Below are 11,352 nucleotides of genomic sequence, written 5' to 3'. Positions count from 1 at the left end.
TTCTTCAGGAGGGCAAAAAAGGCAACATTGAATGCATCTAATTTCTATCAATTCGGTAGATTTGGCGCCGGTTCAACGGAGGCAGAAATGACCAAACCTCATTTCAAGAAACTGCTCGGCGCACTGGTCGCCACAACTGTCCAGTTCGGCACGCTCGGTTTCGCGTTTGCCGACACCACCATCCTCAACGTGTCCTACGATCCGACGCGCGAGCTCTACAAGGCCTATGACGAAGCCTTCGCGGCGCATTGGAAGGCCGAGACCGGCGAGACGGTCACCATTCAGCAATCGCATGGCGGATCGGGCGCCCAGGCCCGCGCCGTAATCGACGGCCTCGACGCCGATGTGGTGACGCTGGCGCTCGAAGGCGACATCAACGCCATCGTCTCCAAGTCGAAGAAGATCAATCCCGACTGGCGCACCAAATTCGAAAACAATTCAGCGCCTTACACCTCGACCATCATCTTCCTTGTCCGCAAGGGAAATCCCAAGGGCATCCATGACTGGAACGACCTGGTAAAGGACGGCACCCAGGTGATCACGCCCAATCCCAAGACCTCCGGCGGCGCGCGCTGGAACTATCTCGCCGCCTGGGCCTACGCCAACGCCAACGACGGCGGTGACGAGGCCAAGACCAAGGAATTCGTCGGCAAGCTCTATGCCAATGCCCCGGTGCTCGACACCGGTGCCCGCGGCTCGACCGTGACCTTCGCGCAAAAGGGCATCGGCGACGTGCTGATTGGCTGGGAGAACGATGCCTACCTGGCGCTCGACGAATTCGGCGCGGACAATTTCGACATCGTCTATCCCCCGACATCAATCCTGGCCGAGCCGCCGGTGGCGGTGGTGGACGCCAATGTCGACGCCAAGGGCACGCGCAAGGTCGCCGAAGCCTATCTGGGCTGGCTCTATTCCAAGGAAGGCCAGACAATCATCGCCAAGAACCACTATCGTCCGGCCAAGCCCGAACTTGTGGCTCCGGCTGATCTTCCCAAGACACCCGACATCAAGCTGATCTCCATCGACGATCCGCTTTTTGGCGGCTGGAAGAAAGCACAGCCTTATCATTTCGGCGACGGTGGTATATTCGACCAGATCTACAAGCCGGCCCCGTGAGCTAGATCTAGATCAGGACGATATGACCACAGCACCCGCGCAGGCAGGGTGGCGGTTCAGACAGCCGAGTGTCATTCCGGGTTTCGGACTGACGCTCGGCTTCTCGCTTGCCTACCTCACCCTCATCATCCTCATCCCGCTATCCGGGCTGCTCTGGCGCTCGGCCGCCCTTGGCTGGCCTGAATTCTGGGCCATCGCCACCGATCGCCGCACCATCAAGGCGCTGGAAATCAGCTTCGGCACCGCCTTCATCGCGGCCGCCGTCAACGTCGTCTTCGGCACGCTGGTCGCCTGGGTTCTGGTGCGCTACCGCTTTCCCGGCCGCCGCATCGTCGATGCCATGGTCGACCTGCCCTTCGCGCTGCCGACGGCGGTGGCCGGCATCGCGCTGACCACGCTCTACGCCCCGAACGGCTGGATCGGCAAATTGCTGATGCCGCTCGGCATCAAGGTTGCCTATACGCCACTCGGCATCGTCATCGCGCTGGTCTTCATCGGCCTGCCCTTCGTCGTGCGCACCGTGCAGCCTATCATGGAGGAGATCGACAAGGAGGTTGAGGAAGCCGCTGCCACGCTTGGCGCCAGCCGCTTCCAGATCATCACCCGCATCCTGTTTCCAGGGCTGGCGCCGGCCATCGTCACCGGCTTTTCGCTGGCCTTCGCCCGCGGCGTCGGCGAATACGGCTCGGTCATCTTCATCGCCGGCAACCTGCCCTACAAATCCGAGATCGCGCCGCTGCTGATCGTCATCCGGCTGGAGGAATACAATTATCCGGCCGCGACCGCGATCGCGGCGATCATGCTCGCTCTGTCGTTCGTCATGCTGCTGGTCGTCAATCTCGCGCAGACATGGAGCCGCAAGCGCTATGGCTGATCCCGAGATCAAATCCTACGAGCCGCATCACGAGAGCCAGTCAGCGGCCGTCACGGAAAGCCGCCCGGCGCGCGTGGCGCTGATGACCGTTGCCTTCACCTTCCTCGGCATCTTCCTGCTGTTGCCGCTGATCATCGTCTTCAACGAGGCACTGGCGAAAGGCGTCGGCGCCTATACGCAATCGCTGAGTGATCCCGACGCGCGCTCGGCGATCCGGCTGACGCTGCTTGTCGCAGCGATCTCGGTGCCGCTCAACATCGTCTTCGGCATCTCCGCCGCCTGGGCGATCGCGAAGTTCGAGTTCAAGGGCAAGGCCTTCCTGACCACGCTGATCGACCTGCCCTTCTCAGTCTCGCCGGTCATTTCAGGTCTGGTCTATGTGCTTTTGTTCGGCGCCCAGGGGCTGCTCGGCGGCTGGCTGAAGGCGCATGGCATCGTCATCCTGTTTGCGGTGCCGGGCATCGTGCTGGCCACCGTCTTCGTCACCTTTCCCTTCGTCGCCCGCGAACTGATCCCGCTGATGCAGGAACAGGGCAATGGCGACGAGGAGGCAGCCCTGTCGCTCGGCGCCAATGGCTGGCAGACCTTCTGGTACGTGACCTTGCCCAACGTCAAATGGGGGCTGCTCTATGGCGTGCTTCTGTGCAATGCACGTGCCATGGGCGAGTTCGGCGCGGTGTCGGTGGTGTCGGGCCACATACGCGGCCTGACCAACACCATGCCGCTGCATGTCGAAATCCTCTATAACGAGTACAACGCCGTCGGCGCCTTTGCCGTCGCTTCATTGCTTGCGGGCCTGGCGCTCGTCACGCTGGTCTTGAAAACACTTCTCGAGATGCGCTACGGCGCCGAGATCGCCGCGACGCGCGGACACTGATAGAGGGGTTTGCATGGAAGTTCGCGTTGCCAACGTGCGCAAGGAGTTTGACCGGTTTCCGGCGCTTCACGACGTGTCGCTCGACATCAAGTCGGGCGAGCTGATCGCGCTTCTGGGGCCGTCCGGTTCCGGCAAGACGACGCTGCTCAGGCTGATTGCCGGGCTGGAGCGGCCGACGCGGGGGAAAATCTTCTTCGGTGACGAGGACGCCTCGCAAAGGTCGATCCAGGAGCGCAATGTCGGCTTCGTGTTCCAGCACTATGCGCTGTTCCGGCACATGACGGTGGCCGATAACATCGGCTTCGGCCTCAAGGTCCGGCACGGGCCGTCGCGACCGCCGGCGCAGGAGATCCGCCGCCGCGCTTCCGAACTGCTCGACCTCGTCCAGCTTTCAGGGCTGGAAAAGCGTTATCCGGCTCAGCTCTCCGGTGGCCAGCGCCAGCGCGTGGCGCTGGCGCGCGCCATGGCGATCGAACCCAAGGTGCTGCTGCTCGACGAGCCGTTCGGCGCGCTCGACGCACAGGTGCGCCGGGAGTTGCGCCGCTGGCTGCGCGAAATCCATGACGCCACCGGCCACACCACCGTTTTCGTCACCCATGACCAGGAAGAGGCGCTGGAGCTTGCCGACCGCGTCGTGGTGATGAGCCAGGGCCGCATCGAGCAGGTTGGCACCGCCGACGACATCTACGACACGCCGAACTCGCCCTTCGTCTATGGCTTTATCGGTGAATCGAGCTCGCTTCCCGTCAAGGTCGAGAATGGCGAGATCTGGCTTGCCGACCGCCCGATCGGACTTGCCGCGCCACACGAGCCCTCGGGCGACGCGACGCTGTTCTTCCGCCCGCACGATGTCGAGCTGCTCGACGGCTGCAGCGGCTGCATCGCCGGCACGGTCGCGGCCAGTCGCCGCGTCGCCGGCACGCGGCGAGTGGAACTCGAGATCGGCGGCGAGCGCCAGCGGGTCGAAATCGAACTGCCGGTCGATCACCCCGCGGCGCAGAAAAGTCGGGTGGCCTTCCGCCCCGGTCGCTGGAAGCTCTTCCCGACCGCTTGATCCAATCCGCCTGCCCATCGTTCGGGAAGGATTGTGCGCGCACGCAGCGTCGTTGTGCCGGCTGGGGCATCGAAAATATCCATGCCAGAAAAGAGATCCTAACAGCCGGCCGTTTTGGCGATATCTTTTCTCGTGGCTAGGGCACGGGCCGCTGCGCGTGCCTCGTCCCGTACCCTGCGCCACGGCTATGGTTCGACCATAAACACATTGCATCGGAGCCCGTTTCATGAAGCGATTTTTCCTTGGCGTCGCCGCCATAGCCGGCCTGTTCCTCGCATCCTCCCAAGCCTGGTCGGCCGACAAACTGCTCAACGCATCCTACGATGTCGGCCGCGAACTGTTCGTCCAGGTCAACAAGGCCTTCATCGCAGGGCATCCAGGCGTCACCGTCGACCAGTCGCATGCCGGCACCTCGGCGCAGGCGCGCGCCATCGCCGAAGGGCTCGGCGCCGATGTCGTCACCTTCAACCAGGTCACCGACATCGATTTCCTGGTCAAGAAGGGCCTCGTTTCGGCTGACTGGCAGAAGGATTTTCCCGACAACGCCTCGCCCTTCTATTCGCTGCCGTCCTTCCTCGTGCGCGCCGGCAACCCCAAGCACATCAAGGACTGGAACGACCTCGTGCGCGACGACGTCCAGGTGATCTTCCCCAACCCGAAAACCTCGGGCAATGCGCGCTACACATATCTGGCGGCCACCGCCTACGCCAAGGAAGCCTTCAAGGGCGACGACGCCAAGGTGAAGGAATTCATCACCAAGCTGTTCAACAACGTTCCGATCTTCGACACAGGCGGCCGCGCCGCGACCACCACCTTCGTGCAGCGCGAGATCGGCGACGTGCTGATCACCTTCGAGTCCGAGACGCGCGGCATCCGCAAGGAATATGGCGACGACAAGTTCGAGCAGGTCACGCCCTCGGTTAGCCTGCTGGCCGAATTCCCGGTAGCGATCGTCGACAAGGTGGCCGACGAGCATGGCACCCGCGATCTGGCCAAGACCTATCTCGACTTCCTCTACACGCCGGAAGGCCAGGACATCCTCGCGCAGAACGGCAACCGGGTCCGCGACGCGACCGTCGCCGCCAGATACAAGGCCGACTTCCCCGATGTCCGCCTGCTGACGGTGGACGACGTCTTCGGCGGCTGGGACAAGGTGCAGAAGGAGCATTTCGCCGCCGGCGGCCTGCTCGACCAGACCTACGGCAGCCGCTGACGGGGCAGCATCCGAGGTGAACGCGAAAGCCGGCGCTGTGCCGGCTTTTTTCGTTTCGTGCGCCGGCAATCCGGTATTCAGCGGACCAAAGCATGATCCCGAACAGCGGAATCCGGTTTTCGCCAGAATCATGTTCGAGCCGAGAAGCAGAGTTCCATCCCGATTCTATCGGGTGGAACATGCTCTATCGGCTTCATCATGCAAAACGTTACAAAGAATCAACGCGTTTGTGCCTAACGTGCCATCTGGCGGCTTGTTTTCGCGAAACGTCATCGCGCGGCGAAAACGTCATTATTTGCACACAAACAGTCGCCAGATGCGGGTGGTTGGGGCTTCAATGGGTTGATCTGGGCATGCTGACTAAAAAAGGCAAATACGGCCTCAAGGCCCTTGTGCATCTGTCCGGCCTGCCGGCTGGCCAACTGGCCTTTGTCAACGACATCGCGGTCGCCAACAACATCCCGAAGAAGTTCCTCGATGCCATCCTGGGCGAGTTGCGCAACGCCGGCTTCGTCCAGAGCCGCAAGGGCAAGGAAGGCGGCTATCGCCTTGCCCGGCCGGCCTCCGAAATCAAGATCGGCCATGTCGTGCGCGTGCTTGACGGACCGCTGGCGCCGATCCCCTGCGCCAGCCGCACACAGTATCAGCGCTGCGAGGACTGCGACGAGGCGACCTGCCAGGTCCGGCACATGATGTTGGAAGTACGCCAGGCGATTGCCGAAGTGCTGGACAATCGCAGCCTCGCCGCCATGCGCGACGCCGACAATGATGATTTTCCGGTCGAACTGACGTCGCAGATTTAGCGCATCTGACGAACCGCGGCAGCGACAAGTTCGCCGACCGGGCGCATCGCGTCGAGCGTCAATGCCCGCTCATCCGCCGCCGGTGGCTCGAGGATGGCGAACTGGCTGTCGACCAGGCTTGCCGGCATGAAATGACCCTTGCGGCCGGCGACGCGTCGCCTCGCCGTGGCAGCGTCGATCTCCAGGTAGAGGAAGACGATCTCCGGGCAGAAGCCGCTCAGCCGCTCGCGATAGCTGCGCTTCAACGCCGAGCAGGCGGCAACCACGCCTTCGCCCTGCCCGACCGACGCCACGATGCGCTCGCCGATCGCGTCGAGCCAGCCTTCACGGAGTTGATCGGTGAGCGGCTCGCCGCTTGCCATGCGCGCAACGTTTTCGGGCGKATGCAACCTGTCGCCCTCGATGAAGATGGCGCCCAGCACGGCGGCCAGCGCGGTGCCGACGGCCGACTTGCCGCAGCCGGCGACACCCATCACCACAATGGCCGGCACCGAACCGGGAGCGCCCGTTGGCGCCTGTTCTGTCTTTTCGTCCACTGTCAGCGGCTTGCCGGCGCGCGGCCGTAGAGCAACAGCATGGCAACGATGACGATGCCATAGATGATCTGCCGCCCCGCCTCCGGCATCTGCATGACCGACAGGATGGATTGCAGCAGCGTGATCAGGATGACGCCTGCAACGGTGCCGAGATAGGAACCGCGCCCGCCCAGGATCGAGGTACCGCCAAGCACCACTGCCGCGATTGACGGCAACAGGTAGGCGTCGCCCATCGATTGCGCCGCCTTCGAAGCATAGCCGGCCAGAAGCACGCCGCCGAAGGCTGAAAGCCCGCCGGAGACGGCGAAGGCGATCATCACCACGCGTCGCGTGTCGATACCCGAAAGATAGGCGGCGCGCTCGCGGTTGCCGATGCCGTAGACGGCGCGGCCGAAGCTGGTGCGGGTCAGTACGAACACCATCGCCGCGCCGATCAGCGCCCAGATGATGACCGCGTTGGGCACGCCCGGAATGGCAAAACCAGTCGCCAGGTAGCGCATCGCGCCAGTCGCCGAATCCTGTGGCGAGAAACCGCCGGTGTAGACCACCATCAGCCCCTGCGCGACGGCGTTGGTGGCCAGCGTGATGATCATCGAGGGGATGCGCAGATAGGCGACGCCGATGCCGTTGACAACGCCGATCAGCATGCCGCAGACGATGCCGAATGGGATGGCCACCGCCACGCCGACCGGACCATAGGCGGCTGCCGCACTGGCCATCATGGCGCCCATTGCGACCGACCATGGCACCGACAGGTCGATCTGGCCAAGCAGGATGACCAGCATCATGCCGGTGGCGATGACGCCGAGGAATGACGCCACCTTGAGCTGCTGCAGAAGGTATTCAGGTGACAGGAAGCTTCTGGAATAGAGGCTGCCGAGGAACAGCAGCAGCACGATGCAGGCAAAGGCCGTCAGCACCGCCGGATCGGCGCGCCGGATGAATCTGGGCATGCGGCCGGCAATGCCGCCAAGCGTCGTTTCGCTCACAGGAACCACTCCAGCCGGTTGCGGACCCGAAACAGGGCGAAGGCGCCGAGGCTGACCGCGATCAGCAGGATAACGCCCTGGAACAGCGGTTGCCAGAGCGGATCGAAATCGAAGACGAAGAGCAGGTCACCGATGGTGCGGAACGCCAGCGCGCCGAAGATCGCGCCGATGGCGCTGCCCTTGCCACCGAACAGCGAGACACCACCGAGCACGACGGCGGCGATCGAGAACAGCGTATAGGCGTTGCCGCTGGCATAGGCTGCGTCGCCGGTATAGGTGAAGAAGGTCAGGAATAGCCCGCCGACTGCGGCAAGCAGCCCGGCCAGTGCGTAGGCGGCGAATTTGCCACGGCGGATCGGCACGCCGGACATGTAGGCGGCCGTCTCCGACGAGCCGGCTGCGTAAGCCGCACGACCGAGCACCGAGCGGCTGAAAGGCACCCAGACAAACAACACCACGGCCAACAGCACGACCAAGCTTGCCGGCACCACGCCGAACAGTCGTCCGGTCAAAGCGTCGGCGAGGTCCTCATTGACCGAGCCGCCGGGAAAAGGTCGCAGCAGCAGGGCAATGCCGAAGTAGACGGCGCCGGTGGCGATGGTGGCGACAATAGGCTGCAGCCTTCCATAGATGACGATGGCGCCGTTGATCGCCCCGCACAGCAGCCCGGTGCCGAGCACCGCGAGGACGCCGAAGGCGGTTTCGATGCCAGTGCCGATGACCAGCCAGGACGCCAGGCAATTGGTCAGGGTGAAAATCATGCCCACGGACAGGTCGATGCCGGCGGTGATCACCACCAGCGTCTGGGCCATGGCGACGAAGGCGAGCAGCACGCCCTTGTTCGCTGCCGTCTGCACGACATTGGCGGTGAAGCCGGCCGGGTGGTTCGAGGTGTAAATGACGAACATGACGATGAAGATGCCGAGCGCCAGCAGCGTCCCGCGCTGCTCGGCCAGCCAGTAGCGCCAATCCTTCACGCGTTTGCTCCCAGGCTCACGGGGCTCTCCTCGCCATGGATGTTGAGCGCGCTGGCGATCAGCGCCCGCTCGGTGATCTCGGCGCCGATCAACTCGCGCTTGACCGCCCCATCATAGAGCACCAGCACGCGGTCACAGCAGCCGATCAGCTCGTCATAGTCGGTCGAATAGAACAGGATCGCAGCACCGGCATCGGCGAGCTTGCGCATCAACTGGTAGAGCTCCTGCTTGGTGCCGACATCGATGCCGCGCGTCGGATCGTTGAGCAGGATGATGCGCGGCTGGCGCATCAGCCATTTGGCGATGACCACTTTCTGCTGGTTGCCGCCCGACAGCGCGCCGACCGGAATGTCGAGCCCCGCGGTCTTGATCGCCAGCAGGCCGACCATGTCGTCGATCAGCCGCTGCTCGGCGGCACGGTCGATGATGCCGGCTTTGGACAGCCGGTCGAGCGCGGCGAAGGACAGGTTTTCGCGAACCGTCATCGGCAACATCAGCCCTTCGGTCTTGCGGTCTTCGGGAATGAGCGCCATGCCGATACCGTCTTCACGTGCGGCGGCGGGGCTGGCGATGGCAACGGGCTTGCCGTCGATGAGGATCTGGCCCGACAGGCCGCGCAACACCCCGAAGAAGGCAAGCAGCAGTTCGCGTTGGCCCTGACCGTCGAGGCCGCCAAGACCGAGGACCTCGCCTGCCCCAACAGTCAGCGAGACATTGTCCAACCGGTCGGTCCATGAAAGCTTGCGTGCCTCCAACACCGGAACGGCGGCAGCCGAAGCGCGTGGCGGCTTCGGCGGAAAGATGTGGCTGTATTCTCGCCCGATCATCAGTTCGACGACTTCATTGTCGCTCTTTGTGCCCGCCGCGTAACTGGCGACATTGCGACCGTTGCGAAACACCGTGCATTGGTCGGCCAGTTCGGCGATCTCGTTCATGCGATGCGAGATATAGAGCAGCGCCAGCCCTTCCGAGCGCAGTCGCTTCAGCACGCCGAAAATCTTGGCGACATCCGTCGCGGTCAGCGCCGAGGTCGCCTCGTCGAGGATCAGGATGCGCGGCTTGCGTGCCAGCGCCTTGGCGATCTCGACCATCTGGCGGCGCGACAGCGGCAGGTCCTTGACCAGCGCCAGCGGGTGGATATCTGCTGCGCCCGCGCGCGCCAACGCTTCCTCCGCAATCCGGCGTTGTGCCTTGCGGTCGATCATGCCGAACCGCGTCGGCGGGTCTGAGATAACAATGTTGTCGGCAACGCTGAGTTCGGGAACCAGCGACAGTTCCTGGAAGATGCAGACGATGCCGGCCTGGTTGGCGGCAGCCGGCGAAGCGAACGTCACCTCGCGGCCATCTAACGTCATGCGCCCTTCGTCGGGCGCAACGACACCGGCCATCACCTTGATCAGCGTCGATTTGCCGGCACCGTTTTCGCCGRGGATGCCGTGAATGCTGCCGGATGAGACCGAAAGCTCGGCCTTTTCCAGCGCCCGCACACCACCATAGCGCTTGGATATGCCTTCCATCCGGAAGAGCGGAATCGCACCGTCCATCGGGCCTCCCGAGGCTCTTTGACGACTAGGGATATCGAGTGGTCGGCGCCGCGGAATATCCCGCGGCGCCTGGGTGCAGCTACTGGTCGGCCTTGGTCTGGCCCATGATTTCCTGCGCGGTGAAATTGATACCGCAGGTCGGGAAGGAATTGCCGACGAAGAAATTGTCGGACTGATCAGGGAAGAAATCCTGACCTGCCTTGAAGTTCGGATCCTCGACGATCGCAAGCGGCAGCTTGACCGACTGCGGGACGACATTGCCTTCAAGGGCTGCGATCGCCGTCTTGATGGCAACCGCCACCTGGGCGGGGCCGGTACCGGCTGACGAGCATTTCAATCCGTCCGCCGCATGGGCCGCGCAGAATTTGCGGAAGCCGTTCTCTGTTTCGCCGCCGAACGGCACGAACGGATGCTTGGCGTCGATCATCGCCTGCACGATGCCGGTGTCGCCACCCTGGCCGGTGATGCCGACGAACGGACCATTGGTGGCGATCGCGTCAGCCGTGACTTTCTGTGCCGTCGGATCGTCCCACTTGCCGGCGACTTCGGTGACGTCCCATTTCTTGCCCGAAGCGTCGAGAACCTCATGGATGCCATTATGGCGATCGGTGTCGACCGACGTGCCGGCAACGCCGCGGACTTCAAGAATCTTGCCGCCTTCGGGTATATGGCCGGTCAGCCATTTGCCCCAAAGTTCGCCAAGGCCCTTCTGATCGACATTGACGTTGATGGCATCCTTGGTATCGAGAATGTTGTCGAAGGCGACCAGCACCACGCCGGCTTCCTTGGCGCGCTTGATGACCGGCGCGAAAGCGGTCGGGTTCTGCGCGTTGACAACAATGGCGTCATAGCCGGAATCGATGAAGTTGTTGATCGCCGAGATCTGCGCCGGCACATCCTCGCCGGTCGACACCACCTTGAATTCCTTCAGCTTGGCGGCGACGTCCTTCTGCGCTGCGTAAGCCTTGGCGGTCTGGATCATCTGGATGCGCCAGGTGTTGGCGATATAGCCATTGGCGAGCGCGATCCGGTATGGGCCATCTTTTTTGGGAAACTTGAAGAACTGCGTATCCGCGGCCCAGGGCGCGAAGCAGTCCGGTTCGGCGGCTGGTCCCTTCACGACTTCGGGGCCGGCGGCCATTGCGGCCGAGTTGAGCATGACAAATGCAGTGGCGGCAACGATGCCACCCACGAGTGACTTGATCATCGATATTCCTCCCAGTTGCAGTTTTGATTGTTGTTGGCTGCCATGCACTTCACGCGTCCGGCCAGACACCTCCTGTCTTGCCTCTCGCGCTTTCTTAAGTCGCCAATGTCGACCCGATTCCCTCCTTTGCCACCTCCAAATCGGAAACAAAAACTATCATAT

General features: G+C 63.1%; 11 protein-coding genes. 6 read left to right on the top strand and 5 right to left on the bottom strand.

Annotation, left to right across the window (positions count from 1 at the left end):
- Positions 1-87: 87 nt before the first annotated feature.
- The 6 genes from ACXJ7R_RS15005 to ACXJ7R_RS14980 all read left to right on the top strand — a co-directional run bounded on the left by ACXJ7R_RS15005 (position 88) and on the right by ACXJ7R_RS14980 (position 5,937).
- Positions 88-1,116, top strand: coding sequence for a sulfate ABC transporter substrate-binding protein (locus tag ACXJ7R_RS15005; RefSeq protein WP_457152514.1), 1,029 nt, complete (start codon positions 88-90; stop codon positions 1,114-1,116).
- A gap of 22 nt (positions 1,117-1,138) precedes the next feature.
- Positions 1,139-1,990, top strand: a complete 852-nt coding sequence (cysT, locus tag ACXJ7R_RS15000; RefSeq protein ID WP_095091462.1) for a sulfate ABC transporter permease subunit CysT — start codon at positions 1,139-1,141, stop codon at positions 1,988-1,990.
- Positions 1,983-2,867, top strand: coding sequence for a sulfate ABC transporter permease subunit CysW (cysW, locus tag ACXJ7R_RS14995; protein WP_095091461.1), 885 nt, complete (start codon positions 1,983-1,985; stop codon positions 2,865-2,867). Before cysT ends, cysW begins: the two co-directional genes overlap by 8 nt.
- Positions 2,868-2,880: 13 nt before the next feature.
- A complete protein-coding gene (locus tag ACXJ7R_RS14990) occupies positions 2,881-3,921 on the top strand; it encodes a sulfate/molybdate ABC transporter ATP-binding protein (RefSeq protein WP_095091460.1) in 1,041 nt (346 codons plus the stop codon).
- A gap of 226 nt (positions 3,922-4,147) precedes the next feature.
- Positions 4,148-5,134 carry a sulfate ABC transporter substrate-binding protein gene (locus tag ACXJ7R_RS14985; RefSeq protein WP_457152513.1) on the top strand — a complete coding sequence of 329 codons (987 nt, stop codon included), beginning with the start codon at positions 4,148-4,150 and terminating at the stop codon, positions 5,132-5,134.
- A 353-nt stretch (positions 5,135-5,487) separates the two neighbouring features.
- A complete protein-coding gene (locus tag ACXJ7R_RS14980) occupies positions 5,488-5,937 on the top strand; it encodes an RrF2 family transcriptional regulator (RefSeq protein ID WP_013530871.1) in 450 nt (149 codons plus the stop codon).
- Here ACXJ7R_RS14980 and ACXJ7R_RS14975 read toward each other — a convergent pair.
- From ACXJ7R_RS14975 to ACXJ7R_RS14955, 5 genes are all read right to left on the bottom strand, one after another.
- Positions 5,934-6,473: a gluconokinase gene (locus tag ACXJ7R_RS14975; RefSeq protein WP_457152512.1), complete on the bottom strand. Its 540-nt coding sequence runs from the start codon at positions 6,471-6,473 to the stop codon at positions 5,934-5,936. The two genes, ACXJ7R_RS14980 and ACXJ7R_RS14975, sit on opposite strands and share 4 nt — an antisense overlap.
- 2 nt (positions 6,474-6,475) lie before the next feature.
- Positions 6,476-7,462, bottom strand: coding sequence for an ABC transporter permease (locus ACXJ7R_RS14970; protein ID WP_457152511.1), 987 nt, complete (start codon positions 7,460-7,462; stop codon positions 6,476-6,478).
- Positions 7,459-8,439: an ABC transporter permease gene (locus tag ACXJ7R_RS14965; RefSeq protein ID WP_457152510.1), complete on the bottom strand. Its 981-nt coding sequence runs from the start codon at positions 8,437-8,439 to the stop codon at positions 7,459-7,461. The genes ACXJ7R_RS14970 and ACXJ7R_RS14965 overlap by 4 nt, the downstream gene beginning before the upstream one ends.
- Positions 8,436-9,983: a sugar ABC transporter ATP-binding protein gene (locus ACXJ7R_RS14960; protein ID WP_457152509.1), complete on the bottom strand. Its 1,548-nt coding sequence runs from the start codon at positions 9,981-9,983 to the stop codon at positions 8,436-8,438. The genes ACXJ7R_RS14965 and ACXJ7R_RS14960 overlap by 4 nt, the downstream gene beginning before the upstream one ends.
- 79 nt (positions 9,984-10,062) lie before the next feature.
- Positions 10,063-11,190 carry a sugar ABC transporter substrate-binding protein gene (locus ACXJ7R_RS14955; protein WP_095091454.1) on the bottom strand — a complete coding sequence of 376 codons (1,128 nt, stop codon included), beginning with the start codon at positions 11,188-11,190 and terminating at the stop codon, positions 10,063-10,065.
- Between the last annotated feature and the right edge of the window lie 162 nt (positions 11,191-11,352).

This window comes from Mesorhizobium sp. P5_C1, from assembly GCF_054049815.1.
This window is presented reverse-complemented; position numbering and strand designations above follow the sequence as displayed.

Coding starts and splice junctions, on each gene's coding strand:
- ACXJ7R_RS15005 (WP_457152514.1), top strand. CDS start 88: ATGACCAAACCTCATTTCAAGAAACTGCTCGGCGCACTGGTCGCCACA.
- ACXJ7R_RS14985 (WP_457152513.1), top strand. CDS start 4,148: ATGAAGCGATTTTTCCTTGGCGTCGCCGCCATAGCCGGCCTGTTCCTC.
- ACXJ7R_RS14980 (WP_013530871.1), top strand. CDS start 5,488: ATGCTGACTAAAAAAGGCAAATACGGCCTCAAGGCCCTTGTGCATCTG.
- ACXJ7R_RS14990 (WP_095091460.1), top strand. CDS start 2,881: ATGGAAGTTCGCGTTGCCAACGTGCGCAAGGAGTTTGACCGGTTTCCG.
- cysW (WP_095091461.1), top strand. CDS start 1,983: ATGGCTGATCCCGAGATCAAATCCTACGAGCCGCATCACGAGAGCCAG.
- cysT (WP_095091462.1), top strand. CDS start 1,139: ATGACCACAGCACCCGCGCAGGCAGGGTGGCGGTTCAGACAGCCGAGT.
- ACXJ7R_RS14955 (WP_095091454.1), bottom strand. CDS start 11,190: ATGATCAAGTCACTCGTGGGTGGCATCGTTGCCGCCACTGCATTTGTC.